Annotated in this window: 25 protein-coding genes; 7 read left to right on the forward strand and 18 right to left on the reverse strand. The window is 70.9% G+C overall.

What is annotated here, in order from left to right; translation table 11 throughout:
• The first annotated feature begins 21 nt into the window (after window positions 1-21).
• From MicB006_RS20565 to MicB006_RS20575, 3 genes are all read left to right on the forward strand, one after another.
• Window positions 22-870 carry an ABC transporter ATP-binding protein gene (locus MicB006_RS20565; RefSeq protein ID WP_116508286.1) on the forward strand — a complete coding sequence of 283 codons (849 nt, stop codon included), beginning with the start codon at window positions 22-24 and terminating at the stop codon, window positions 868-870.
• Window positions 867-1,712: an ABC transporter permease gene (locus tag MicB006_RS20570; protein ID WP_116508288.1), complete on the forward strand. Its 846-nt coding sequence runs from the start codon at window positions 867-869 to the stop codon at window positions 1,710-1,712. Before MicB006_RS20565 ends, MicB006_RS20570 begins: the two co-directional genes overlap by 4 nt.
• An 86-nt stretch (window positions 1,713-1,798) precedes the next feature.
• Window positions 1,799-2,608, forward strand: a complete 810-nt coding sequence (locus MicB006_RS20575) for an alpha/beta hydrolase family protein (protein ID WP_116508289.1) — start codon at window positions 1,799-1,801, stop codon at window positions 2,606-2,608.
• 40 nt (window positions 2,609-2,648) lie between these two features.
• On the opposite strand, the gene MicB006_RS20580 is transcribed toward MicB006_RS20575, so the two are convergent.
• Both MicB006_RS20580 and murA read right to left on the reverse strand, forming a co-directional pair.
• Window positions 2,649-3,497, reverse strand: coding sequence for a 3-hydroxyacyl-CoA dehydrogenase family protein (locus MicB006_RS20580; protein ID WP_013475365.1), 849 nt, complete (start codon window positions 3,495-3,497; stop codon window positions 2,649-2,651).
• Between the two features lie 69 nt (window positions 3,498-3,566).
• On the reverse strand, window positions 3,567-4,988 hold the full coding sequence (gene murA / locus MicB006_RS20585) for a UDP-N-acetylglucosamine 1-carboxyvinyltransferase (RefSeq protein ID WP_116508290.1): 1,422 nt from the start codon (window positions 4,986-4,988) through the stop codon (window positions 3,567-3,569).
• Between murA and MicB006_RS20590 the strand changes: the two genes are divergently transcribed.
• Window positions 4,987-5,559, forward strand: a complete 573-nt coding sequence (locus tag MicB006_RS20590) for a cob(I)yrinic acid a,c-diamide adenosyltransferase (protein ID WP_116508292.1) — start codon at window positions 4,987-4,989, stop codon at window positions 5,557-5,559. The two genes, murA and MicB006_RS20590, sit on opposite strands and share 2 nt — an antisense overlap.
• Window positions 5,535-5,951: a VOC family protein gene (locus tag MicB006_RS20595; protein ID WP_116508294.1), complete on the forward strand. Its 417-nt coding sequence runs from the start codon at window positions 5,535-5,537 to the stop codon at window positions 5,949-5,951. The genes MicB006_RS20590 and MicB006_RS20595 overlap by 25 nt, the downstream gene beginning before the upstream one ends.
• Window positions 5,952-6,010: 59 nt before the next feature.
• Here MicB006_RS20595 and MicB006_RS20600 read toward each other — a convergent pair whose 3' ends face one another.
• From MicB006_RS20600 to glyA, 14 genes are all read right to left on the reverse strand, one after another.
• Complete coding sequence (locus MicB006_RS20600) at window positions 6,011-6,589, reverse strand: hypothetical protein (protein ID WP_116508296.1); 579 nt, start codon at window positions 6,587-6,589, stop codon at window positions 6,011-6,013.
• 1,180 nt (window positions 6,590-7,769) lie between these two features.
• Window positions 7,770-8,225, reverse strand: coding sequence for a DUF2550 domain-containing protein (locus tag MicB006_RS20605; RefSeq protein ID WP_073828656.1), 456 nt, complete (start codon window positions 8,223-8,225; stop codon window positions 7,770-7,772).
• A 12-nt stretch (window positions 8,226-8,237) separates the two neighbouring features.
• The gene (locus MicB006_RS20610; RefSeq protein WP_073828657.1) at window positions 8,238-8,516 is read right to left on the reverse strand and encodes a F0F1 ATP synthase subunit epsilon; all 279 of its coding nucleotides are present in this window, start codon (window positions 8,514-8,516) and stop codon (window positions 8,238-8,240) included.
• A gap of 109 nt (window positions 8,517-8,625) precedes the next feature.
• Window positions 8,626-9,771, reverse strand: a complete 1,146-nt coding sequence (locus MicB006_RS20615; RefSeq protein WP_116508298.1) for an LCP family protein — start codon at window positions 9,769-9,771, stop codon at window positions 8,626-8,628.
• Between the two features lie 214 nt (window positions 9,772-9,985).
• The gene (gene atpD / locus MicB006_RS20620; RefSeq protein WP_116508300.1) at window positions 9,986-11,431 is read right to left on the reverse strand and encodes a F0F1 ATP synthase subunit beta; all 1,446 of its coding nucleotides are present in this window, start codon (window positions 11,429-11,431) and stop codon (window positions 9,986-9,988) included.
• Window positions 11,431-12,360, reverse strand: coding sequence for a F0F1 ATP synthase subunit gamma (locus MicB006_RS20625; protein ID WP_030504728.1), 930 nt, complete (start codon window positions 12,358-12,360; stop codon window positions 11,431-11,433). Before MicB006_RS20625 ends, atpD begins: the two co-directional genes overlap by 1 nt.
• A gap of 4 nt (window positions 12,361-12,364) precedes the next feature.
• Window positions 12,365-14,014: a F0F1 ATP synthase subunit alpha gene (gene atpA / locus MicB006_RS20630; protein WP_116508302.1), complete on the reverse strand. Its 1,650-nt coding sequence runs from the start codon at window positions 14,012-14,014 to the stop codon at window positions 12,365-12,367.
• An 85-nt stretch (window positions 14,015-14,099) separates the two neighbouring features.
• A complete protein-coding gene (locus tag MicB006_RS20635) occupies window positions 14,100-14,921 on the reverse strand; it encodes a F0F1 ATP synthase subunit delta (RefSeq protein ID WP_116508304.1) in 822 nt (273 codons plus the stop codon).
• Complete coding sequence (locus MicB006_RS20640; protein WP_018789140.1) at window positions 14,921-15,448, reverse strand: F0F1 ATP synthase subunit B; 528 nt, start codon at window positions 15,446-15,448, stop codon at window positions 14,921-14,923. Before MicB006_RS20640 ends, MicB006_RS20635 begins: the two co-directional genes overlap by 1 nt.
• A gap of 29 nt (window positions 15,449-15,477) precedes the next feature.
• On the reverse strand, window positions 15,478-15,702 hold the full coding sequence (gene atpE, locus MicB006_RS20645; RefSeq protein WP_018789141.1) for an ATP synthase F0 subunit C: 225 nt from the start codon (window positions 15,700-15,702) through the stop codon (window positions 15,478-15,480).
• Between the two features lie 93 nt (window positions 15,703-15,795).
• Complete coding sequence (atpB, locus tag MicB006_RS20650) at window positions 15,796-16,575, reverse strand: F0F1 ATP synthase subunit A (protein ID WP_073828662.1); 780 nt, start codon at window positions 16,573-16,575, stop codon at window positions 15,796-15,798.
• A gap of 42 nt (window positions 16,576-16,617) precedes the next feature.
• The gene (locus MicB006_RS20655; RefSeq protein WP_073828663.1) at window positions 16,618-16,839 is read right to left on the reverse strand and encodes a hypothetical protein; all 222 of its coding nucleotides are present in this window, start codon (window positions 16,837-16,839) and stop codon (window positions 16,618-16,620) included.
• Between the two features lie 159 nt (window positions 16,840-16,998).
• Complete coding sequence (locus tag MicB006_RS20660; RefSeq protein ID WP_116508305.1) at window positions 16,999-17,436, reverse strand: hypothetical protein; 438 nt, start codon at window positions 17,434-17,436, stop codon at window positions 16,999-17,001.
• Window positions 17,433-18,719 (reverse strand): serine hydroxymethyltransferase, encoded by a 1,287-nt coding sequence (glyA, locus tag MicB006_RS20665; RefSeq protein WP_116508307.1) that lies wholly within the window; start codon window positions 18,717-18,719, stop codon window positions 17,433-17,435. The genes MicB006_RS20660 and glyA overlap by 4 nt, the downstream gene beginning before the upstream one ends.
• A gap of 35 nt (window positions 18,720-18,754) precedes the next feature.
• Here glyA and MicB006_RS20670 point away from each other — a divergent pair, with 35 nt between their 5' ends.
• Window positions 18,755-20,221 (forward strand): SDR family oxidoreductase, encoded by a 1,467-nt coding sequence (locus tag MicB006_RS20670; protein ID WP_116508309.1) that lies wholly within the window; start codon window positions 18,755-18,757, stop codon window positions 20,219-20,221.
• Here MicB006_RS20670 and MicB006_RS20675 read toward each other — a convergent pair.
• A complete protein-coding gene (locus tag MicB006_RS20675) occupies window positions 20,218-21,000 on the reverse strand; it encodes an SDR family NAD(P)-dependent oxidoreductase (RefSeq protein WP_116508311.1) in 783 nt (260 codons plus the stop codon). The two genes, MicB006_RS20670 and MicB006_RS20675, sit on opposite strands and share 4 nt — an antisense overlap.
• Window positions 21,001-21,123: 123 nt before the next feature.
• Between MicB006_RS20675 and MicB006_RS20680 the strand changes: the two genes are divergently transcribed.
• Window positions 21,124-21,750: a TetR/AcrR family transcriptional regulator gene (locus MicB006_RS20680; RefSeq protein WP_116508313.1), complete on the forward strand. Its 627-nt coding sequence runs from the start codon at window positions 21,124-21,126 to the stop codon at window positions 21,748-21,750.
• A gap of 3 nt (window positions 21,751-21,753) precedes the next feature.
• Here MicB006_RS20680 and MicB006_RS20685 read toward each other — a convergent pair whose 3' ends face one another.
• A complete protein-coding gene (locus MicB006_RS20685; protein ID WP_116508315.1) occupies window positions 21,754-23,862 on the reverse strand; it encodes a transglycosylase domain-containing protein in 2,109 nt (702 codons plus the stop codon).
• Window positions 23,863-23,868: the final 6 nt, after the last annotated feature.

Raw genomic sequence — 23,868 nt, forward strand, 5'->3', positions numbered from 1 at the left:
GCACGACGCACACTTGACGGCATGGAGAACGAGCTCGCGATTTCCGTGCGAGGGCTGCGCAAGGCGTACGGCGACAACGTCGCCGTGGCCGGGGTGGACCTGGACGTCCACCGGGGCGAGGTGTTCGCCCTGCTCGGCCCGAACGGCGCCGGCAAGACCACAACGGTCGAGATCCTGGAGGGCTACCGGCAGCGCGACGCCGGCGAGGTACGCGTCCTCGGCGCCGACCCCGCCCACCCCGACGCCGGCTGGCGCTCCCGGGTCGGCATCGTGCTCCAGGGCACCGGCGAGTTCGACGAGCTCAGCGTCATCGAGGTGGTCCGCCACTTCTCCGGCTTCTACCCGGGCGCCGACGACCCGGACAAGGTGGTCGAGCGGGTCGGGCTGGGCGCCAAGGCAAAGGCGCGTACGCACACGCTCTCCGGCGGGCAGAAGCGCCGCCTGGACGTGGCACTGGGCATCATCGGCCGCCCCGAGCTGCTCTTCCTCGACGAGCCGACCACCGGCTTCGACCCGGAGGCCCGGCGCGAGTTCTGGGAGCTGATCCGGGACCTGTCCGCCGCCGGCACCACGATCGTGCTCACCACCCACTACCTGGACGAGGCCGAGGCGCTCGCCGACCGGGTCGGCGTGATCGCCGCCGGGCGGGTGATCGAGGTCGCGCCGCCGAACGCGCTGGGCAACCGGCAGGAGTCGCTGGCGACCGTCTCCTGGCGTACCCCGGACGGAACGCCGGCCTCGGCGGAGACCGCGACGCCGACGGCGCTGGTGTACGACCTGGCCGCGCGCTTCGGCGGCGAGGTGCCAGGCCTCACCGTGACCCGGCCGACCCTGGAAGACGTCTACCTGCGGATGATCGGACACTCATGACCACCACGACGAACCCCGCGGCACCGGTCACCGCCGCCGCGGCCCGGCGGCCCGGCGCCGGCGCGCTGGCGCTGCGCCAGGGGCGGCTGGAGATCACCCAGTTCCTGCGCAGCCGGGAGTCCGTCGTGTTCACGATGGGCTTCCCGATCATCATGATCCTGATCTTCGCGGCGATCTTCAGCGACGAGATCGCGCCCGGGGTCAGCTACACGCAGTACTTCATCACCGGCATGATCGCGACGGGCCTGATGACAGTCAGCTTCCAGAACCTCGGCATCTGGATCCCGATCGAGCGGGACCGGGGCGTGCTCAAGCGCTACCGCGGTACGCCGATGCCGAAGTGGGTCTGGTTCGCCGGCAAGGTGATCATGGTGGTGGCCATCGGCATCGCCGAGACCGTGCTGCTGCTCGCCGTCTCGGTGGCGATGTTCGACCTGGACCTGCCGCAGACCACCGCCAAGTGGCTGACGTTCGCCTGGGTCTCCGTCCTCGGCGTCACCGCCTGCACGCTCTGCGGCATCGCCATCTCGTCGCTGGCCCGCACCGCCCGCAGTGGCTCGGCCGTGGTCACCCCGGTCGCGCTGGTGCTCCAGTTCATCTCCGGCGTGTTCTTCGTCTTCACCAGCCTGCCCACCTGGATGCAGCAGGTCGCGGCGATCTTCCCGCTCAAGTGGATGTGCCAGGGACTGCGCTCGGTCTTCCTGCCGGACAGCTTCGGCGCGCGGGAGCCGGGCGGCTCGTTCGAGCTGGGCACCGTCGCGCTGGTGCTGGGCGCGTGGTGCGTCATCGGCCTGGTGCTCTGCCTGACCACGTTCCGCTGGACCACCAAGCGCGACGGCTGAGGTGTAAGGAAGGGCCCCCTTTTAACGCCTGCGGTAGAGGAAGGGCCCCTTCTTAACACGCGCCTGGCGGTGGCACACTCGCCGGCATGGCACCCACGCTGACCCGGCGTACCCTGCTCGGCGCCGCCGCCGGCGTGGCCGGCGCCGCAGTGGTCGGCGGCCTGGCCGCCCGGCAACTGGCCGGCCCCCGCCCGGGACCGGCGCCGGCCCTGCCGGACGCACCGGCCGGCGACGAACGGCTGATCCGCATCGCGTCCGCCGCGCGCGGCCGCGAGGTCGACTTCTGGACGGCGGTGCCCGACGGGTACGGCGACGGCCGCGGCCTGCCCGTCTGCCTGGTGCTGCACGGCGCGTCGGCCACCCCGCGCGACTACGGCCGGTTCGGGCTGGCCCGCTTCCTCACCGACGCGGTACGCCGGGGCGCCCCGCCGTTCGCGCTCGCCGGCGCCACCGGCGGGCGGCTGTCCTGGCGCGCCTCCGGTGACGACGACCCGCAGCGGATGGTGCGCGAGGAGGTACCCACCTGGTGTGCCCGGCGCGGCTTCGACAGCAGCCGGCTGGCCGTGTGGGGCTGGTCGATGGGCGGCTTCGGCGCGTTGCTGCTCGCCGAGACGTACCCGAAGTGGCTGCGGAAGGCGGCGGCCTTCTCCCCCGCGGTGAGCCCCGGCGACGCGGTCTTCACCGGCGTGGCGAAGCTGCGCGGCACCCCGGTCGGGCTCTGGTGCGGGCGGCAGGACAACTTCCTCAAAGACGTCCGCGCGCTGGCCCGGGCGCTGCCCGAGGAGCCGGTGCGCGCCGCCTGGGCCGACGGGCGGCACAACTTCGGCTACTGGGGCACCGTCATCCCGGACGCGTTCGCGCTGCTCGGCGCCGCGCTCGACCCGCCCCGGACGTGAACCGCCCCCGGCCGCGCGGGCCGGGGGCGGGACGGCCCGGTCAGTACGAGTAGAAGCCCTGGCCGGTCTTGCGGCCCAGGTCGCCGGCCGTGGCCATGCGCTGGAGCAGCTCCGGCGGGAAGAACTTCTCGTCGGCGGTGTCGGTGTAGATGTTGCGGGTCGCGTTCAGGAGCACGTCCACGCCGGTCAGGTCGACGGTGGCCAGCGGGCCCATGGCGTGGCCGAAGCCCAGCTTGCAGGCGGTGTCCAGGTCCTCGGCGGAGATCACGCCGGACTCGACGAGCTTGACCGCCTCCATCGCCAGCGCGCAGATCAGCCGGGTGGTGACGAAACCGGCGATGTCCCGGTTCACCACCACCACCGTCTTGCCGATCTCCTCGGCGAACGACTTGACGGTGTCCATCGTCGCGTCGCTGGTCTTGTAGCCGCGTACCAGCTCGCAGAGCTTCATCATCGGCACCGGCGAGAAGAAGTGCGTGCCGACGACCGACTCCGGGCGCTCGGTGGCGGTGGCGATCTGGGTCACCGGGATGGCCGAGGTGTTGGTGGCCAGCACCGCGTCCGCCTTGCAGATCTTGTCGAGCGCGCGGAACACCTCGTGCTTGATCTCGATCTTCTCGAAGACCGCCTCGACCACGATGTCCGCGTCGGCGGCCGCCTCCAGGTCGGTGGTCGGGGTGATCCGGCCCAGCGTCGCCTCGACGTCGGACGCCTCGATCTTGCCCTTCTCGGCGAACTTCGTCAGCGACTTCCGGATGCCGTCCACACCGCGCTTCGTGGCCGCGTCGTCGATGTCGCGCAGCGTCACCTGCCAGCCCGCCTGCGCCGCCACCTGGGCGATGCCCGAGCCCATCAGCCCGGCACCGACGACCGCGAGTCGACCCGCCATCTGCTTCTCCCTCGCCGTGTTCTGCAACGTCTGCCAGAACCCTACTTAACGACGGATAAGCACCGGCTGTCAGATGGCCAGGTCCGGCTCCTCCGGCGCGGTGCCGCGTTCCACCTCGACTCCGAGCGCCCGCAGGTCCGCCACGAAGTCCGGGTAGCCCCGGTCGACGTGGTGCACGTGCGAGACCTCGGTCAGCCCGTCCGCGCAGAGCCCGGCGATGATCAGACCGGCGCCGGCCCGGATGTCCGTCGCGCGTACCGGGGCGCCGGACAGCCGCTCCCGGCCGCACACCAGCGCGTGGTGGCCGTCGGTACGGATCTCCGCGCCGAGCCGCATCATCTCGTTGGCGAACATGAACCGGCCGTCGAAGATGTTCTCGGTGATCAGCGAGCCGCCCTCGCTCACCGCCGCCAACCCGATCGCCATCGGCAGCAGGTCGGTGGCGAAACCCGGGTACGGCAGCGTCACCACGTCCACCGCCCGGGGGCGGTCGTCCATCCGTACCCGGAAGGCGTCGCCCCGGGTCTCGACCAGGCCGCCGGCCGCGACCAGCTTGTCCAGCGCGACCTCCAGGTACGCCGGGTCCAGGCCGGTCACCGTCACGTCGCCGCGGGTCATCGCGGCGGCGAACGCCCACGTCCCAGCCACGATCCGGTCCCCCACCGTGGCGTGCCGGACCGGCCGCAACTCGGGTACGCCGACGATGTGCAGCGTCGACGTGCCGGCCCCTTCGATCCGCGCGCCCATCCGGGTCAGCATTGTGCAGATGTCGACGATCTCCGGCTCCCGGGCCGCGTTGTCGATCGTCGTGGCGCCCCGCGCCAGCACCGCCGCCATCACCAGGTTCTCGGTCGCGCCCACGCTCGGGAAGTCCAGCACGATGTCCGCGCCGTGCAGCCCGTCCGGCGCCTCGGCGATGACGAAGCCGTGCTCACCGGAGATCTCCGCGCCCATCCGGGCCAGCCCGGCGATGTGCATGTCCAGGCCGCGCGAGCCGATCGCGTCGCCGCCCGGGTGGGCCACCCGGACGTACCCCCGGCGGGCCAGCAGCGGACCGAGCACGCAGATCGACGCGCGCAGCCGCCGCACCAGGTCGTAGTCGGCCTCCGCGCCCGGCCGCTCCGGCACGTCGATGAGCACCGAGCGGGACCGCTCCACACCGCCGTGGGCCACCATCGGGTCGACCGGGTCGTCCGGGCCGAAACGTACGCCGCAGCCGAGCCGCCGCAGCACCTCGCCCATGATCGCGATGTCGGTGATCCGGGGCACGTTGGTGATCAGGCTGCGGCCGGGCGCGAGCAACGCGGCGGCCATCAGCTTCAGCGCGGAGTTCTTCGCACCCACCACGTGCACGGCGCCGGCGAGCCGGGCGTCACCGCGTACCCGGATGACGTCGACGTCGTTGAGGGCCGGATCTCCCGCGTCCCCTGGCCCTACCGGGCTCGGCCGGGCCGGGATCGTCAGTTCCGGTATCCGTAGGCTGTGCGTCATGGCCGTCCACCTCACGCGCATCTACACCAAGGCCGGCGACGCCGGCATGACCAGGCTGAGCAACAACGAGCAGGTGCCGAAGACCGATCCGCGCATCGCCGCGTACGCGGACGTGGACGAGTGCAACGCCTCGGTCGGCGTCGCGCTCGCCCTGGGGCAGCTCTCGGACGAGCTGCGAGCCGTGCTGGAGTCCGTGCAGAACGACATGTTCGACGTCGGTGCGGACCTGGCGACACCGGTGGAGCCGGACCCGAAGTACCCGCCGCTGCGGGTGACCGAGGAGTACGTCGAGCGCCTCGAGGGCTGGTGCGACGAGTACAACGCGCGCCTGAGCAAGCTCGACTCCTTCATCCTCCCCGGCGGCACCGCGGGCGCGGCACTGCTGCACGTGGCACGGACGACCGCCCGGCGCGCCGAGCGTGCGGCATGGGCGCTGGTCGCACACGACCCCGATCGGACCAGCCCTCTGCCGGCAAAGTATCTCAACCGGCTCTCCGATTTGCTCTTTATCCTGTCAAGAACGGCAAATCCGGACGGCGACGTGCTATGGGTTCCGGGCGGGAAGCGCTGACCATCGGCGGCCTCCATCACGTGGAGGTGTGGGTACCCGATCTCGCGGCGGCCAGTCGTTCCTGGGGCTGGCTTCTCGGCGAGTTGGGCTGGACGCAGTACCAGGGCTGGCCCGCCGGCCGCTCCTGGCGTCTCGGCGCGACCTACCTCGTGCTGGAGGAGTCACCGGCGCTCACCGGCCGCACCCACGACAGGTGCGCGCCCGGCTTGAACCACCTGGCCTTCCACGCCGGCCCGCCGGCCGCCGTCGAGCGCCTGGTAGCCACCGCCCCGGGGTACGGCTGGACGCTGCTGTTCCCGGACCGGCACCCGCACGCGGGCGGCCCGGACACCTACGCCGCCTACCTCACCGACGGGCAGGGGTACGAGGTCGAGCTGGTCGCGCAGACGTGAAAGGCCGGCACCCCGTTGTTCGGGGTGCCGGCCTTTCGCTGCGTCCTAACTTGTTGGTCTTACTTGTTCCAGTGCTGGGCGACGAGGTCGGCGGCCTGCTGCTCCCACTGGGCGTAGTGGTCCGGGTAGGCGGAGACCTGGACGGTCTGGGCGGCCTTGGTCAGCGGCATGTCCTGCCAGCCGTCAACCTGCTTCAGACCCTTCAGGAACGCGGTGGTGGAGTATTCGGGGTCGGTGATCTGCTCGACCGTGCCCCAGCCGGAGGAGGGGCGCTGCTGGAACAGGCCCTGCGAGTCGTGGTCGTTGCGGTCACCGAGGTGGCCGAGGTTCTCCAGCTTCGACTCCTGCAGCGCGGTGGCGATGGACACGACGGCGGCGCGTTCGTCCATGCCGGCCTTCTTCGTGGCCGCGATGATCGCCTTGACGTTCTTGGTCTGCTCGTCGTTGAGGTCGATGCGGGACTGGTTGCCCTGCACGCCGTGCGGGATCAGCTTGTCACCCTGCACGCTCACGCTCACCGGCTTGACGCTGGCGGTGGTGGTGTCGGCCGCGTGGGCGGCGACCGGGCCGGCGAACACGCCACCGGTGAAAGCCAGACCAGCAATACCCAGGATGCTCTTACGCAGAATCGTGTTCATGATGGGGGCTCCATTCGGGGGATCGACGCCCACACCGACAGGGGGTTCGGCGCGGGTACGAGCACCGTCAGGCACTCAACAAAGTCTTCGAGAGTTCGGCTGCTCGCGGGGGCGGGGGGCCTCTACGCGGCGCCGGAAGCATGTCCAACGACCCGCGACCCGGCGTCATTCCCGGGCGCCTCACGCCACCGGCAAGCGGCGCGGGTTCACGTCGTCGGAACCAGGTTCAACGACCGGCCGGGCGCGATGATTCCCGCGGCTCACGCCGCCGGAACCGGACCCAACGATCGGCAACCGGGGGCTGTTCCCATACCCGGCGCCGCCGCCCTGGGGGCGCGGCCTTGCTCGGTCGTTCACCTAGTTACAACGCCCCGCACCCGCCAGCGATTCCACCACGAGACTGCCGCCGGCCACCCCCGAACCGGACATCCATCCCACACACGCCGAACCTTCACCGAGCCCAGTCCGGGCACCTCGCTCTGCGCCCGTGATCAAGGAGTTTGCGGCCTTTTCCGTCCACGAGGACACAAACTCCTTGATCACCCCCGACGGAGCCCTCCCCAGGCACCCACCACAGCGTTGATCATGAGGTTGGCAGCGACATAACCGACACCGGGTGCCGCTAAGTTCATGATCGACGCTCTCGGAGCGGGCTGACCCGAGGCGCCCGCCCCGCCACAGGCCACAGGCCACAGGCCACAGGCCACAGGCCACAGGCCACAGGCCACAGCTGCGATCTTGCACTTTGAGCCCTCGGAGCACCCGATTCGCCGGGTTTATGAGGCACTCAAGTGCAAGATCGCGCGGGGCATCAGGAGCTAGATGGGGCGGCAACTCGTCCCGAACTCGTGGGGCCTCGGCGATCTTGGAGTTGTGGCGCCTCGCATACCTCGTCAAACGGGCATCGTAGGCGCCACAACTCCAAGATCGATGGCCAGGTGAGGGCTGTCGTGCGCGGGCAGCCGGACTGGGCGACCCGGGTGCCGGATCCAGCCGAGGAACAAGGGCCGGGCACGGCTCAAGCCCTGCCCGGCCAAGGTGTGTGGGGGCGCCGCCACTTCGGGGAAGTGGGCGTATCCGAGGCGCTGCGATACCGCCACCTCGGCGAGGTGGAGTCGATCAAGCGGCCGAGGGCCGGGGAGCCACGAACCGAGGGCGACATGCGAACCCACGGCCGAGGTCAGGCGGCGGGCCAGTCCTGGGAGGCCAGACGCGGCGAGACCGCCCCGGGTGGGGCGGCCTCGAGCCAGGACAGGAATCCGGTGACCGTGGAACGCGCCATGGCGATCTCGATCGGCGCGTGGTGGCTGGTACAGCGCAGGATCACCCACTCGGCGGGCATCGACATGCGCTCCTGGCCCTCGGGCAGCCGACGTCGCTCGACCGCCAGCCCTTCGCGGGAGAGCACCCGCTTGGGGCGCAGCGCGAAGCTGAACATGCGGTACCAGCGGAGTTCGTCGCCGACGAAGCGACCGAACCCTGGCGACCAGCCACGACCGTCGAGGATCGTGGAGACGCGGACGCTCAGCCGGATGGTGCCACCGCTACGGGTGAACAGTGCCCGCCGGATGAAGAGGATCAGAATGCCGACGACGATTACCGCTACGCCGATTCCGAACCCTTCGACGATCTCCATCGGCGGGTCGGCTCAGCGGGCCGGGGTGGCGGGGGTCGCGCTCTCGGCGAGCACCGTGACGCCCTCGCCGGTCACCGACAGGAAGCCGCCGGGTACGTCGTAGACGACCTGCTGGCCACCGGCCTGCTTGATGCGTACCTGGCTGGGCTCCGCGAGCTGGCCGAGCAGCGGTGCGTGCCCCGGCAGCACACCGAGCTCACCCTCGGTCGTCCGTGCGACGACCATTTCGGCCTCGCCGGTCCAGACCTTCTCCTCGACGGCTACGAGCTCGACGTGAAGCTGCTGTGCCACGCTGTCTCCTTGCTGCGGCGGCGGATTGCCGAAAGTCTAGTCGCGCCCCCGCGGCCCACCCAACGCGGGTGGTGAGAGCCGGACCACCACGGCCCCGCACCCGCTCAGGCTACTTGGTCTTCTGAATGAAGTCGGGGTGCTCCAGGAGGAAAGCGTCGAGCTGTTCGGTACGCAGAGCGGTGAAGAAGTCCTCCGCCGGTTCGAGCAGCTGCTCGCCCCGGTACGCGTTGCCGGTGCCGATCGAGTCGCCCGGCAGCTTGATCGTCTCGATCGCGTTGGGGCGGATGTCCTTGAGCGCCAGCCCGAAGTCCACCACGCTGTTGCCGCGCCCGTTGAAGACCAGCGACTTGCCGGCGGCCCGCAGCACCCGGTCGAGCTTGACCGGGTTGGTCACCACGTCGGCGCTGAACGCCTGGCTCGCCATCGCCTTGACGAACTGCTGCTGGTGCCGCTGCCGGCCGTAGTCGCCGTCGGGCACGCCGTTCTTCGGGTAGCGCTGCCGGACGTAGTCCAGCGCCTGCCAGCCTTCGAGGTGGGCGTTGCCCTTCTTGTACACCGCCTGCGGTCCGAGGTAGCCGCCGCCACCGGGCCGGAGTTGGCGGGGCGTGCCGTCCGGCTGGAGGTGTTCGGAGCGCACCTCCCGCTCGATGTACATGTCGACGCCGCCCATGGCGTCGACGATCTTCTTGAAGCCGCTGAAGTTGATGATCGCGCCGGCGTCGAAGCGCTTGATGCCGGTGACGTCCTGCACGGTCTTGGCGAGCAGTTCGAAGCCCTGCGCGGTGCTGGGGTTCTGCCCCGGCACGTTGCTGCCGTGCGACATGGCGGCGTTGAGGCGGTCGTTGCCGCCGGAGTAGTCGGCCTTGGAGAAGGCCGGGATGTCCACCCGCAGGTCGCGCGGGAGCGAGAAGAGGTAGCCCCGGTCCATGCTGGCGGGCACGTGCAGCACCATGATCGAGTCGGCGAGCGGCCGGGCGGTCGACGTACGCGGGTCGACGCCGACGAGCAGGATGTTGAGCGGGCCCTTGATGTCGCTCTTCTTCTCGTTGGCGCCGGCGGCCTGGTCGCCGAAGAGGTCAGCCTTGCCAACCGATCCCTCGTAGCGGGCGACCAGGGCGCGGGAGCCGATCAGCACGGAGCCGCTGAGCACCAGCATGACGATGCCCAGGATCGTGCAGACGCGGGCCCACCGGGGCACGCCGCGCCATCGGGACCGCTTGCCGCGGTCAGTGCCGCCCTTACCGCCCACGAGCATCTCCAATCGTCGCGCCCACGGGTAGGAGACGGGCGCGGGGGTCCGTTTGGTTGCAGAGATCAACGGCCGGGATGTGAAGTCGTGTCAGGAACGGTACCGCGCGATCCGGCGAACCGCTTGCCGGAGAACCGGGCATCTGATAGTGCAGCGGCCCGAAACGGCGAGGGCCGCCCCGGCTTTCGCCGGGACGGCCCTCGCTTGTGTGAGCGGGCTCTCAGCCCTCCTCACCCATCAGCTCCTTGGCCTTGGCCTTGAGGTCTTCCAGGCCGCCGCACATGAAGAACGCCTGCTCCGGGAAGTGGTCGAACTCCCCCTCGCTGATCCGGCGGAAGGCGTCGATGGTCTCGGCGATCGGGACCGTCGAGCCGGGCACGCCGGTGAACTGCTCCGCCGCGTACGTGTTCTGCGAGAGGAACCGCTCGATCCGGCGGGCGCGGCCGACGGTGAGCTTGTCCTCCTCGGAGAGCTCCTCGATACCGAGGATGGCGATGATGTCCTGCAGGTCCTTGTAGCGCTGCAGGATCCGCTTCACCTCGGTGGCGACGGCGAAGTGCTCCTCGCCGACGAACTCCGGGGCGAGAATCCGGGACGAGGACGCCAGCGGGTCCACGGCCGGGTAGATGCCCTTGTCGGAGATCGACCGCTCCAGGTTGGTGGTCGCGTCGAGGTGGGCGAACGTGGTGGCCGGCGCCGGGTCGGTGTAGTCGTCGGCGGGCACGTAGATCGCCTGCATCGAGGTGATGGCCTGGCCCCGGACGGAGGTGATCCGCTCCTGGAGCTGGCCCATCTCGTCGGCCAGGGTCGGCTGGTAACCCACGGCGCTCGGCATACGGCCGAGCAGCGTGGACACCTCGGAACCGGCCTGGGTGAAGCGGAAGATGTTGTCGATGAAGAGCAGCACCTCCTGCTTCTTCACGTCACGGAAGTACTCCGCCATGGTGAGCGCGGAGAGCGCGACCCGCAGACGGGTGCCCGGCGGCTCGTCCATCTGGCCGTAGACGAGCGCGGTCTTGTCGATGACGCCGGACTCGGTCATCTCGGCGATGAGGTCGTTGCCCTCGCGGGTGCGCTCACCCACGCCGGCGAAGACCGAGGTACCACCGAAGTTCCGGGCCACCCGGGTGATCATCTCCTGGATGAGCACCGTCTTGCCCACGCCGGCGCCGCCGAACAGGCCGATCTTGCCGCCCTTGACGTACGGGGCGAGCAGGTCGATGACCTTGATGCCGGTCTCCAGCATCTCGGTCTTCGGCTCCAGGTCCGCGAAGGCCGGGGCCTTGCGGTGGATGCCCCACCGGTCGTCGGCCTCGATCGTCTCGCCCTCGGTGAGGTTGAGGCACTCGCCGATCGCGTTGAAGACGTGGCCCTTGACCGCGTCACCCACCGGCACGCTGATCGGCGCCCCGGTGTCACGCACGTCGGTGCCGCGGACCAGACCGTCGGTCGGCTGCATCGAGATCGCGCGGACCAGGTTGTCGCCCAGGTGCTGGGCGACCTCCAGGGTCAGCGTCTTCTCACCACCGGAGAGGGTCACATCGACGTGCAGAGCGTTGAACAGCTCCGGCATGGCGTCGCGCGGGAACTCGGCGTCGACGACCGGGCCGATGACCCGGACCACGCGACCCGTGGCCGTCTTGGTCTCAACTGCGGATACAGTCATCACACTTCACTTCCCGACGCGGCCAGCGCGTTCGCGCCGCCGACGATCTCACTGATCTCCTGGGTGATCCCGGCCTGACGGGCCGAGTTCATCTCGCGCGTGTACTTCTCGATCATCTCTTCGGCGTTGTCGGTGGCGCTCTTCATCGCCCGCCGGCGGGCGGCCGACTCGCTGGCCGCCGACTCCAGCAACGCCGCGAAGATCCGCGTGTTGATGTACTTCGGCAGCAGGGCGTCGAGCAGCGACTCCGGCTCCGGCTCGAACTCGTACGCCGGCAGCGCGCCCTCGGTCCGCGGCCGGTCCTCGACCTGCATCGGGCCGATGATCCGGGTCACCGGGTTCTGCGTCATCAGGGACTTGAACTCGGTGTAGACGATGTGCAACTCGTCCACGCCGAGGATCCCGTCGGCGCCGGCATCCCCGTCCACGTCGTCCGCGCCGGCGGTGAACGCCTTGATCAGCGTGTCACCGACCTCGCGGGCGTCGGCGAACGTCGGCTGCTCCGAGAAGCCGGTCCAGCTTCCGGCGATCTGCCGGCTGCGGAACCGGTAGTACGCCACGCCCTTGCGGCCGATGACGTAGAGCACCGGCTCCTTGCCGTCGGCGCGCAGCCGGGCGATCAGCGACTCGGCGGTCCGGATCGCGTTCGAGCTGTAGCCACCGGCCAGACCCCGGTCGGCGGTCACCAGCAGGACGCCCGCCCGCCGCACCCGCTCGCGCGGGGTGAGCAGCGGGTGGTCGATCCGCGCGTTCGAGGCCAGCGCCGTCAGCACGCCGGTGATCGCCTCGGCGTACGGCAGCGAGGCCGCCACCTTGGCCTGGGCCTTGGCGATGCGGCTCGTCGCGACGAGCTCCATCGCCTTGGTGATCTTCTTCATCCCCTTGGCGGAACGAATCCGCTGCCGGAGAACGCGTACCTGGGCGGCCATCGGATCAGCTCTCGGCCGGGCGGTCGGCGCCGTCGCGCAGGCGGGTCACCGTCTCGCGGGACTGCTCACCCTCCAGCGGCTTGGCCGGCGCCTCGTTGATCCGGACCTCGTCCTCCTTGCCCAGGAAGAGCTGCTTGAACTCGGCGATGGCCGAGTCGAGCGAGGCGATGATGTCGTCGCCCCACTTGTGGTCGGCGATCGAGGCCAGGACGCCCTCGTGCTTGTGCCGCAGGTACTGCAGGAACTCCGACTCGAAGCGGCGGACCTCGCCGACCGGGACGTCGTCCAGCTTGCCCTCGGTGCCGGCCCAGACGGAGACGACCTGCTCCTGCACCGGGTACGGCGAGTAGTTCGGCTGCTTGAGCAGCTCGACCAGCCGGGAACCGCGGTCCAGCTGGGCCCGGGAGGCCCGGTCCAGGTCGGAGGCGAAGGCGGCGAACGCCTCCAGCTCGCGGTACTGGGCCAGGTTCAGCCGCAGCGAGCCGGCGACCTTCTTCATCGGCTTCACCTGCGCGGCGCCACCGACCCGGGAGACCGAGGTGCCGACGTTGATGGCCGGCCGGACGCCCTGGTTGAACAGGTCGGTCTCGAGGAAGATCTGGCCGTCGGTGATGGAGATGACGTTGGTCGGGATGAACGCCGAGATGTCGTTCGCCTTGGTCTCGATGATCGGCAGGCCGGTCATCGAGCCGCCACCCAGCTCGTCGGAGAGCTTGGCGCAGCGCTCCAGCAGACGCGAGTGCAGGTAGAAGACGTCACCCGGGTAGGCCTCCCGGCCCGGCGGGCGGCGCAGCAGCAGCGACACGGCGCGGTACGCCTCGGCCTGCTTGCTCAGGTCGTCGAAGACGATCAGGACGTGCTTGCCGCCGTACATCCAGTGCTGCCCGATGGACGAGCCGGTGTACGGGGCGAGGTACTTGAAGCCGGCCGGGTCGGAGGCCGGGGAGGCGACGATGGTGGTGTACTCCATCGCGCCCGCCTCCTCCAGCGTCCCCTTGATGGAGGCGATGGTGGAGGCCTTCTGGCCGATCGCGACGTAGATGCAGCGGACCTGCTTCTTCGGGTCGCCGGAGCGCCAGTTCTCGCGCTGGTTGAGGATCGTGTCCAGCGCGACGGTGGTCTTGCCGGTCTTCCGGTCGCCGATGATCAGCTGACGCTGGCCGCGGCCGATCGGGGTCATCGCGTCGATGGCCTTGATGCCGGTCTGCAGCGGCTCGTCGACCGACTTGCGGGACATCACGTTCGGGGCCTGGAGTTCCAGCTCGCGGAAGCCCTCGTTGGCGATGTCACCGATGCCGTCGATGGGCTCGCCGAGCGCGTTGACCACGCGGCCGAGGAACGCGTCACCGACCGGCACGGAGAGCACCCGGCCGGTGCGCTTGACGCGCTGACCCTCTTCGATCCCGCCGAAGTCACCGAGGACGACGACACCGATCTCCCGGACGTCGAGGTTCAGCGCCACACCGAGCGTGCCGTCCTCGAACTCCAGGAGCTCGTTGGTCATGGTCGAGGGGAGGCCCTCGACGTGGGCGATGCCGTCGCCGGCGTCGGCGACGGTGCCGACCTCCTCGCGGGAGACGTCGGCCGTGTAGGAGGAGACGTAGCGCTCCAGGGCGCCGCGGATCTCCTCCGTCGAGATGGTCAGCTCGGCCATCCTCTGCTTCCTTAAGTATCAGGGGCCCGGGATACCTAGTACCGACCGGTCCGATGGCGTCGAATCAGGGCTGCTAAGACGCTGGTCAGCGCTTCGCGAGCGCGTTGCGGGTCTCGTTGATGCGGCGCAGGACGGTGCCGTCGTACAGGTCGGAGCCGACCTGTACGCGCGCTCCGCCGAGCACGTCGGGGTCGACCGTCTGCTTGACGGAGACCTCCCGACCGTACATCTCCGAGAGGCGGGCACCGAGGCGTCGCTCCTCGTCCTCGGTCAGCGCGGCCGCCACGGTCACGTACGCGACCTGACGGTCCCGCCGGTCGGCGGCCAGCTCGACGAGCCGGGTGAGCGCACCGGTGAAGGAGCGTCCCCCGAAACCGGCGAGCGCGGCCTCGACGAGGCTGACGGTGACCGGCTGGGCCTTGCCGGCGAGCAGCTGCCGGGCCAGTTCGGCCCGGCGCTCGACCGAGGCCATCGGGTCGGAGAGCGCGTTCGACAGCTCGGCGGAACCACCGACGACCTGCCCGAAGCGGAACAGCTCGTCCTCCACCTCGCCCAGGTCTCCGGACAGGTCCGCGCTGGCGAGCAGCGCTTCCACGCCGAGGCGCTCGACACCGTCGAGCAGCTCGGTCGGGACCGACCAGCGGCCGGAGACCAGCGTGGCGAGCAGGTCGAGCGCTTCCGCGCCGATCCGGCCGCGCAGCATGTCACCGAGCAGGCCGGACCGGTCGGCGCCGGTCCGGGCCGGGTCGGAGAGCGCCCGGCGCAGCCGCGGCTCACGCCGCAGCAGGGCGGCGACGGAGAGGATGTCGTCGGCGGTGGCGGCCACCGCCGACGGCTCCGCGCCGCGGACGTACGCGTCGAGGCGCTCGGCCCCGGCCCGGTACGACTCCCGGCTGGCGGCCTGCATCAGCGGGCCCCCGTGCTCTCGAGATCGCTCAGGAACCGGTCGACGGTGCCCTTGCGACGCGCCTCGTCGGCGAGCGACTCACCGACGATCTTGCTGGCCAGGTCCACCGCGATGGTGCCCACCTCGGTGCGCAGCTCGCGCACGATGGTGGCGCGCTCGGCGGCGAGCTGCTCCTTGCCGGCGGCGATGATCCGGTCGGACTCCTCACGCGCCTTGGCGAGGATGTCCTGCCGGATGCCGTCGGCGTCGGCCCGCGCGTCGTCGCGGATCTTGGCGGCGTCGGTACGCGCCTCCGCGAGCTGGGCCCGGTACTGCTCGAGCAGCTGGTTCGCCTCGGCCTGGGCCGCCTCGGCGCGCTTGATGCCACCCTCGATCGCGTCGACCCGCGCCTGGTACATCGCCTCCATACGGGGCATGACGAACTTCAGCAGGACGAAGACGAGCAGGGCGAAGGAGATCGTTCCGACGACCATCTCCTGCCAGATCGGCAAGATCGGATTGTGCGCGCCTTCGGCGGCGAGATACATGTCAGACCTCCGGGTCGGGAGAGCTCGCGTCAGCTAACGGCGAAGGCGAGCACCAGGCCGAACAGCGCCAGCGCCTCGACCAGGGCGAAGCCCAGCACCAGCCAGGTGCGGTTGTAGCCGGCCGACTCGGGCTGGCGGGCGCTCGACTGGATGTAGGCCGCGAAGACCAGAGCCACACCGATACCGGGGCCGATGGCGGCGAGGCCGTAGCCGATGGTGTTGACGTTGCCACCGATCTCGGCAAGAACGTTCATTGCGGGTATTCCTCCTAGTTCACACGTGAGGGCTCACGTGTACGCGGTCGGTACCAGATGCTTGGCCGGGCCGGGTGCCCGCCGAGCCGGATCTCAGTGCTCGTCGGCCAGCGACGTGCCGATGTAGTTGGCGCTCAGCGTGACGAAGACGTATGCCTGCAGCACCGCCACCAGCGCCTCGAAGAAGGCCATCACGATCGCCATCGCGAAGGAGAAGACCGAGGTCGCCTGGACGAAGACGCTGCTCGACCCGAGCATCACGAAGCCGCCGACGGTGAAGACCAGCAGGAGCAGGTGGCCGGCGAACATGTTGGCGAAGAGCCGCAGTGCCAGGGTGACCGGGCGGACGACGAAGTTCTGCAGGAACTCGATCGGAATCAGCAGGAAGTGCATCGGCCACGGCACGCCGGGCAGGATGAGGCTCTGCTTGAGGTACTTGCCGAGGCCGTGCTTGCGGATGCCGACGTAGTTGTACATGACGTACGAGATGGCGGCGAGCACGATCGGGAACGCGATGTGCGAGTTCGGCGAGATCTGCAGGCCGGGCACGATGCTGAAGATGTTGGTCAGCAGGATGAAGCTGAACAGCACGGTGAGGTAGGGCGCGAAGCGGATGCCCGCGTTGCCCATCTGCTCACGGGCGATGTTGTCCCGGACCAGCCCGTAGACCGCCTCGGCGGCCCACTGTCCCTTGCCCGGCACCAGCTTCGGCTTCCGGTACGCGGCCACGAAGAAGATGATCAGCAGCGCGACGGCGATCCAGATCATGATGCTGAACTTGGTGACCCAGGGGCCGGCCACGTCCGGCGGGTAGAAATCCCCGACGCTGGGGGGCCAGGGAAGGTCCTGGGCGACGACCAGCTGTCCGCTCACCGTGTCATCCTCCGCACTCAACAGACCCGCGCGTGCCGGAACTCAGGCACTGAGCCTCTTCATGATCAGGTAGATCGCCCCGGCCGCGCCGAGCATCATGCCGACGGCGACCCCGATGCCGGCTGGCAGACCGAGGAACCGCTCCGCCAACCAGCCGAGGCCACCCCACATCAGAATGCCGGCGAGCAGGTAACCCACGACGGCGCCTGCCACACCCTCCGACGAGTGCTCGTCGGACTTGCGGGAGTGGGGGTCATCGGCCATGACGTGGCGAACAATATCAGCAGGGGCGCGCGGGGATGTGCGGCACCCCCCACACTGCGGACAGCGTGCGGGCCGTACTGCGGGCGCGTCAACCTGGCGCCACGTTACTCCTGTCGCGCCCGTCAGGGCACCCGCCGTACCGGACAGAATTCGGCGAAGTCACTCGATGTCGTCGCGGCGCTGGAAGGTAGGCAGCGGGGACCTCATCGCCCAGGTCAGGTGGGCGCCGGTCCACACCACCACGGCCGCGATGATCGCCACGCCCATGTCCGGCAGGCCAGGCCAGCCGGTGGCCGCCACGGCGGCCATCACCACGCCCAGGATCACGATTTTGGTGGCGTAGGTGACCAGGCCCACCGACATGATCATCCGAGGGTGGATGGCGTCCGCCCAGGCCACCGAGAGGCTGGAGATCAGGTAGCTGACGATCACCAGCGCCACCCCGGCCGCGAAGCCGGCTGCCCCGGTCGCGCCGCGCAGCAACGCCGCCGCCGGCACCCCCACCACCGCGAGTGCCGCGCACGCCAGCAACGGTAGCCGCAGATGGTTCAGCCGGGCCCGGATCGCGCCGGGCTCACCCGCCCGTGGCGCCGTCATCGGGGGTACGCCGGGAAGGCGGCGACCAGCTCGGTGACCTCGCGGGCCACCCCGGCCAACGTGTCGGCGCCACCGGGAGCGCCGGGATCGGTGCGTACCGCGCGCGCGATCAGCCCGGCGATCCGGCCCATCTCCCCCTCGCGCATGCCCTGGGTGGTCACGCTCGGCGTACCCACCCGGATGCCGGAGGCGACGAGCGGCGGCTGCGGGTCGTACGGGATGGCGTTCTTGTTGAGCGCGATGCCGGCGGCCTCGCAGCGGGCCTCGGCCTCGGCGCCGGTCACGCCCGTCTCGCGCAGGTCGAGCAGCGCCAGGTGGGTGTCGGTGCCGCCGGAGACCGGCCGCAGGTCCTCCGCGGCCAGGCCGTCGGCGAGCGCCCGCGCGTTCGTCACCACCTGGGCGGCGTACGTGCGGAACTCCGGCTGCGCGGCCTCGCGCAGCGCGACCGCCTTGGCCGCCACGGCGTGCATCAGCGGGCCGCCCTGGGTGAACGGGAAGACCGCCTTGTCGATCCGGGCGGCCAGCGGCTCCCGGCACAGGATCATGCCGCCGCGCGGGCCGCGCAGCACCTTGTGGGTGGTCGCGGTGACCACGTCGGCGTGCGGCACCGGGGACGGGATCGCGCCGCCGGCCACCAGGCCGACGAAGTGGGCGGCGTCCACCATCAGGTACGCGCCGACCTCGTCGGCGATCTCGCGGAACCGGGCGAAGTCGATGAGCCGGGGGTACGCGGTCGCGCCACAGATGATCAGCTTCGGCCGGTGCGCCCGGGCCAGGTCGCGCACCTCGTCGTAGTCGATCGTCTCGGTGTCCGGCCGGACGGTGTAGCCGACCGGGTGGAACCACTTGCCGGAGAAGTTCACCCGGCTGCCGTGGGTCAGGTGCCCGCCGTGCGGCAGGTCCATGGCCAGCACCGTGTCGCCCGGCTGCGCCAGGGCGGCGTACGCGGCCAGGTTGGCGCTCGCGCCGGAGTGCGGCTGGAGGTTGGCGTGCTCGGCGCCGAACAGGTCCTTGGCCCGGGCGATGCCCAGCTCCTCGGCGCGGTCCACCTCGGCGCAGCCGCCGTAGTAGCGCCGGCCCGGGTAGCCCTCGGCGTACTTGTTGGTGAGGGTGGAGCCGAGCGCGGCCAGCACCGCGGGCGAGGTGAGGTTCTCGCTGGCGATCAGTTGCAGGCCGCCGCGCAGCCGGTCCAGCTCCCCCAGCACCACCTCGGCGATCTCCGGGTCGACGGTACTGAGCTGCTGGAAGTCCGGCCCCCAGAAGGTGTCCCTCGCGTTCTCCACAGCGAAGGAGTCTACGGAGCCGCAGACTGGAGGCCGTGAGATGCCTCGTCACCGGCGCGACCGGCTACATCGGTGGGCGCCTCGCGCCCCGGCTGCTGGCCGAGGGGCACACCGTACGCTGCCTGGCCCGCACGGCCGGGCGGCTGCGGGACGTGCCCTGGGCGGCCGACGCGGAGATCGTCGAGGGCGACCTGCGCCGCCCGGAGACGCTGCCGTCCGCGTTCGAGGGCGTGGAGGTCGCGTACTACCTGGTCCACTCGCTCGGGCAGCGCGGCTTCGAGGCGGCCGACCGGGAGGCGGCGACCAACTTCGCCGAGGCGGCGCGCGCCGCGGGCGTACGCCGGATCGTGTACCTCGGCGGGCCGGAGCCGGCGGAGCGCGACGGCCTGCCGTCGGCGCACCTGCGCTCCCGGGCGGAGGTCGCGCGGATCCTGCTGGACAGCGGCGTGCCGACAGCGGTGCTGCGCGCCGCGGTGATCATCGGATCCGGCTCGGCCTCGTTCGAGATGCTGCGGTACCTGACCGAGCGGCTGCCGGCGATGGTCACCCCGCGCTGGGTACGCAACCGGATCCAGCCGATCGCGGTCCGGGACGTGCTGCGCTACCTCGTCGGGTGCGCGCGCCTGCCGGCGGAGGTGAACCGGGCCTTCGACATCGGCGGCCCGGACGTGCTGACGTTCACCGAGATGATGCAGCGCTACGCCCGGGTGGCCGGGCTGCGTCCCCGGGTCATCCTGCCGGTGCGCCCGCTCACCCCGTCGCTCTCCTCGCACTGGGTCGGCCTGATCACGCCGGTGCCGAACGCGATCGCCCGGCCGCTGGTGGAGAGCCTGGTGCACGAGGCGGTGGCGCACGAGCACGACATCGCGGCGTACGTGCCGGACCCGCCCGACGGGCTGACCGGCTTCGACCAGGCGGTCGCGCTGGCGCTGTCCAAGGTGCGCGACGCGCAGGTGGAGACGCGCTGGTCGAACGCGAGCGGTCCGGACGCGCCGGCCGAGCCGCTGCCGTCGGACCCGCGCTGGTCCGGTGGCACCGCCTACACCGACATGCGGGAGCGGGCGGTGGACGCGCCACCGGAGGCGCTGTGGCGGGTCATCGAGGGCGTCGGCGGCGAGAACGGCTGGTACTCGTTCCCGCTCGCCTGGTCGGTGCGCGGCTGGATGGACCGGCTGATCGGCGGCGTCGGGCTGCGCCGGGGCAGGCGTGACCCGCACCGCCTCCAGGTCGGCGAGGCGCTGGACTTCTGGCGGGTCGAGGAGATCGTCCCGGGCGAGCTGCTGCGGCTGCGCGCCGAGATGCGGCTGCCCGGCCGGGCCTGGCTGGAGATGCGCGCCGAACCGGACGGCAACGGCGGCAGCAGGTACGTGCAGCGCGCCGTGTTCCTCCCGCGCGGTTTGCCCGGCCACCTCTACTGGGCCTCGGTGGCCCCGTTCCACGCCGTCGTCTTCGGCGGCATGGCCCGCAACATCGCCAAGGGCGCCGAACACCCGGCCGGTTAGGCAGGAGAGCCGCTCGGCAGTGCGGGGCCGAGGAGCAGTCCCCCGTCGATGACGTACTCGGCGCCGGTGATGAAGGCCGCGTCCGGCGACGTGAGGAACAACAGCAGCGCGGTGACGTCGGCGGGCTGCCCGAGTCGCGGGACGGCGAACGGCTCGGGCGAGTAGAAGTCGGCGATCGGGGCGTCGCTGCCGGCCGCCGGCTCGGTGATGAACGGAGTCTCGATCACGCCCGGGTGGATCGCGTTGACGCGGATGTTGTCGCGGCCCAGCTCAAGGGCGGCGGTCCGGGTGAGCCCACGCACCGCCCACTTGCCGGCGACGTAGGGCGCGTAGAAGGCGGTGCCGCCCAAGCCCATGGTGGAGCCGATGTTGACGATCGCTCCTCCCCCCGCTCGCCGCAGCGCCGGGGCGGCTGCCTTGATGCCGAGGAACGTGCCGGTGAGGTTGACGTCGAGGATGCGAGCCCACGTGGCCCCGTCGGTGGACTCGATGAGGGCCGGCGGGTTCTGCACCCCGGCGTTGTTGACCAGGATCGTGAGCGCGCCGAATGCCTTCTCGGTCTCCGCGACGGCGGCGGCCCACGACTCCTCGCGGGAGACGTCCAGGCGGACGAACCGTGCCCGGGGTCCCAGCTCGGCGGCGAGGTCGGCGCCACGCTCGCCATTTGTGGCGCCGATGACGACATTGGCGCCTTCGGCGTGCAGGGCGCGTACGTGGCTGGCCCCCTGCCCGCCGGTGCCGCCGGTCACGAGAACTGTCTGATTGGCGAAGCGGGACATCGGATCCTCCGGTAGGTGCGAGACGACAACCCGGGACCGGGTGGTGAGTCAGGCGACTCACCATGTCGAAGCTACGCCCCCGCGAATGGTGAGTCAACCCACTCACCTCGCTATGATGGCCGCATGACCCCAGCGCCGTCGGCCTATCACCAGCGCGTGGCGGAGGAGAAGCGCGCGCTGATCGTGCAGGCCGCCACCGAGCTCTTCCTGGAGTTGGGCTACGACCGGGCCTCACTGGCGCGCGTCGCCGCCGACGCCGGCGTGTCGAAGGCGACGCTGTTCAAGCAGTTTCCGACGAAAGCGGCACTGTTCGACGCCATCGTCATCGACTCGTGGGCCCGCAACGAGATCGCCGACGTGCCGCCCGCCGGTGACCTGGCGGCCGGCTTGACGGTTCTCGGACGGCACTACGCGACGCTGTTGCGCCGGCCGGAGATGACCGACCTGTTCCGCATCGTGATCGCCGAACTGCCACGCTTTCCCGAACTGGCCAGAGCGCATTTCTCCCAGGGCAAACTGCCGTACTTCGAGTCCGTCCGGATCTACCTCGTGAGCGAGCACGAGGCGGGAGCCGCGGACATCGCCGACCCGGAGATGGCCGCCACGCAGTTCCTCGGGATGATCTCCAATTACCTGCTCTGGCCGAGCCTGGTCCTCCCGGACTGGACGGTCACCCCCGACCGCACGACAGCGGTCGTCGACGAAGCCGTCCGAACCATGGTCGCGCGGTACGGCAGGTCGACGAGCTGACTCTCAGTCGCCGGTGCGCGGGCTGGTGTGCTGGAAGGCGACGGCCTGGCCGGGCGGGACGAAGTCGCGTACCGGCTCGTCGCGCAGCGCCCACGCGAGGATGCGGCCCACCGCAGCGATCTGCCGCTTCTGCACGCCGCCGCCGACCGCGTCCCGGGGGTCGTCCGGGTTCGCGGCGATCGTCGCCACCGAGAGCTGCGGGGTGAACGCGACGACCGTCTCCGTGGCGTTCCGCTCCGAGCTGCCGGTCTTGCCGGCCACCGGACGGCGCAGGCCCGGGGCCAGCTCCTCGGCCGTGCCGCCGTCGCAACGCCGGTACATGGACTGGTCGCCGACCGGGCAGCGGTTGGCGTCGGCCGCCGCGCGGGCGACCTCGGTGTCGAGCACCTGCCGGCAGTCGGTGTTCCCGGCGGCGACCTTCCGGCCCGACGGGTCGGTGATGGAGGTGACCGGCGTGGGCCGGCACCAGGTGCCCTCGGCGGCCACCGCGGCGTACGCCCCGGCCAGGTCGAGCGGCGTGGTGGCGGAGACGCCGAGCGTGAACGGCCCCCAGCTCTTGGCGCCGTCGCGGGCCATCCGTGCGTCGGCCGGGGCGCGGAACACGATGCCCAGCCGCTGGGCCATCTCGACCACCCGGTCCGCGCCGACCCGCTCGGTCAGCCAGGCGAAGTACGTGTTCACCGAGCGGCCGAACGCGTCCCACATGTCCCGGTCGCCGTCCATCCAGTAGGTGTTGGCGTTCGCCGGGCACCACCGGCCGGCACAGCTCGCCGGGCCGGCGCCGACCGGGTACTGCGTGACGTAGACGCGCGGCGCGTCGAACACGGTGTCCAGCGGCAGCCCGGACTCCAGCGCGGCCAGCAGGGCGAACAGCTTGAACGTCGAGCCCGCCTGGTAGCCGGTGATGCCGCCACCGCCGGCCACCAGCTGGTTGACCGTGTTCGGGTAGTTCTGCTGCCCGTCCGGGTTCGCGGCCACGCCGTACGCGCGGTTCACCGCCATGGCCAGCACCCGTCCGGTGCCCGGTTGCACCACAGCGGTCGGCGCGGCGCGCGCGATCGTCTCCGGGTAGACCTCCCGCACCTGCTCGCTCGCCTTGGCCTGCACGTCCGGGTCGAGGGAGGACACGATCGACCAGCCGCCGCGGCGCAGCGTGCGCTGCCGCTCGTCGACGGACTTGCCGAACGCCGGCTGGGCGTTCCACCACTGGGTGAACCAGTCGCAGAAGAAGCCCCAGTCGTTGTGGTCGGCGGGCACCGCGGCGCAGTCGTTCGGCGTGGTGTTGGGCTTGAGGGCCAGCTCCGTCGCCTTCGCCGCCTCGGCGTCGGCCGCGCTCGCCCGGCCGGTCTCCACCATCCGGTCCAGCACGTACGCCCGCCGTTGCAGCGCCGAGTCGGCGTCGCCGTTGATCGGGTCGTCAGCCGGGGACCGGACCAGCCCGGCGAGCAGGGCGGCCTGGGCCAGCGTGAGCCGGTCCGGAGTGGTGGCGAAGTAGCGCTTGCTGGCGGCGGCGATGCCGTACGCCCCGGCGCCGAAGTACGCGATGTTCAGGTAGCGCCCGAGGATCTCGTCCTTGCCGACCTGCCGTTCCAGCGTCAGCGCGTACCGCATCTCGCGGATCTTGCGGCCGACGGTGATCTCGGTGGCGGCGGCGCGCTGCTCCTCGGTCAGCCGGGTGTCCCCGGCCAGCGCGTTGCGCACGTACTGCATGGTCAGCGTGGAGGCGCCCTGACGGGTGCCCTCGCGGCGGTTGGCGGTGAACGCCCGCGCGACGCCGCGCACGTCGACGCCGTGGTGCTCGTAGAAGCGCACGTCCTCAGCGGCCACGATGGCCTCGCGCATCACCGGCGCCACCTCGGCGACCGGCACGTCCACCCGGTCCTCGACGTAGAACGAGGTGATGAGCGTGCGGCCGTCGCTGGCGTACAGGTTGGAGCGCTGCGCCGGCTGTGGCGCCTTGAGCGCCTCCGGCAGCGCGGTGTACGGCATCAGGTTCTTCAGGCCCAGCCCGAAGACCAGCGCGGCCGGCAGCGCCGCGACGGCCAGGACCAGCCCGGCGAGCACGCCGGCGAGCACAACGGTGAACAGCTTGTTGAGATAGGCCCGGTTCATCAGCTC

Origin of the sequence: Micromonospora sp. B006 (genome assembly GCF_003408515.1) — a bacterium.
GTDB classification, from domain to species: Bacteria; Actinomycetota; Actinomycetes; order Mycobacteriales; family Micromonosporaceae; genus Micromonospora; species Micromonospora echinospora_A.

Coding starts and splice junctions, on each gene's coding strand:
- MicB006_RS20565 (WP_116508286.1), top strand. CDS start 22: ATGGAGAACGAGCTCGCGATTTCCGTGCGAGGGCTGCGCAAGGCGTAC.
- MicB006_RS20570 (WP_116508288.1), top strand. CDS start 867: ATGACCACCACGACGAACCCCGCGGCACCGGTCACCGCCGCCGCGGCC.
- MicB006_RS20575 (WP_116508289.1), top strand. CDS start 1,799: ATGGCACCCACGCTGACCCGGCGTACCCTGCTCGGCGCCGCCGCCGGC.
- MicB006_RS20580 (WP_013475365.1), bottom strand. CDS start 3,497: ATGGCGGGTCGACTCGCGGTCGTCGGTGCCGGGCTGATGGGCTCGGGC.
- MicB006_RS20590 (WP_116508292.1), top strand. CDS start 4,987: ATGGCCGTCCACCTCACGCGCATCTACACCAAGGCCGGCGACGCCGGC.
- murA (WP_116508290.1), bottom strand. CDS start 4,988: ATGACGCACAGCCTACGGATACCGGAACTGACGATCCCGGCCCGGCCG.
- MicB006_RS20595 (WP_116508294.1), top strand. CDS start 5,535: ATGGGTTCCGGGCGGGAAGCGCTGACCATCGGCGGCCTCCATCACGTG.
- MicB006_RS20600 (WP_116508296.1), bottom strand. CDS start 6,589: ATGAACACGATTCTGCGTAAGAGCATCCTGGGTATTGCTGGTCTGGCT.
- MicB006_RS20605 (WP_073828656.1), bottom strand. CDS start 8,225: ATGGAGATCGTCGAAGGGTTCGGAATCGGCGTAGCGGTAATCGTCGTC.
- MicB006_RS20615 (WP_116508298.1), bottom strand. CDS start 9,771: ATGCTCGTGGGCGGTAAGGGCGGCACTGACCGCGGCAAGCGGTCCCGA.
- atpD (WP_116508300.1), bottom strand. CDS start 11,431: ATGACTGTATCCGCAGTTGAGACCAAGACGGCCACGGGTCGCGTGGTC.
- MicB006_RS20625 (WP_030504728.1), bottom strand. CDS start 12,360: ATGGCCGCCCAGGTACGCGTTCTCCGGCAGCGGATTCGTTCCGCCAAG.
- atpA (WP_116508302.1), bottom strand. CDS start 14,014: ATGGCCGAGCTGACCATCTCGACGGAGGAGATCCGCGGCGCCCTGGAG.
- MicB006_RS20635 (WP_116508304.1), bottom strand. CDS start 14,921: ATGCAGGCCGCCAGCCGGGAGTCGTACCGGGCCGGGGCCGAGCGCCTC.
- MicB006_RS20640 (WP_018789140.1), bottom strand. CDS start 15,448: ATGTATCTCGCCGCCGAAGGCGCGCACAATCCGATCTTGCCGATCTGG.
- atpE (WP_018789141.1), bottom strand. CDS start 15,702: ATGAACGTTCTTGCCGAGATCGGTGGCAACGTCAACACCATCGGCTAC.
- MicB006_RS20655 (WP_073828663.1), bottom strand. CDS start 16,839: ATGGCCGATGACCCCCACTCCCGCAAGTCCGACGAGCACTCGTCGGAG.
- MicB006_RS20660 (WP_116508305.1), bottom strand. CDS start 17,436: ATGACGGCGCCACGGGCGGGTGAGCCCGGCGCGATCCGGGCCCGGCTG.
- MicB006_RS20675 (WP_116508311.1), bottom strand. CDS start 21,000: ATGTCCCGCTTCGCCAATCAGACAGTTCTCGTGACCGGCGGCACCGGC.
- MicB006_RS20680 (WP_116508313.1), top strand. CDS start 21,124: ATGACCCCAGCGCCGTCGGCCTATCACCAGCGCGTGGCGGAGGAGAAG.
- MicB006_RS20685 (WP_116508315.1), bottom strand. CDS start 23,862: ATGAACCGGGCCTATCTCAACAAGCTGTTCACCGTTGTGCTCGCCGGC.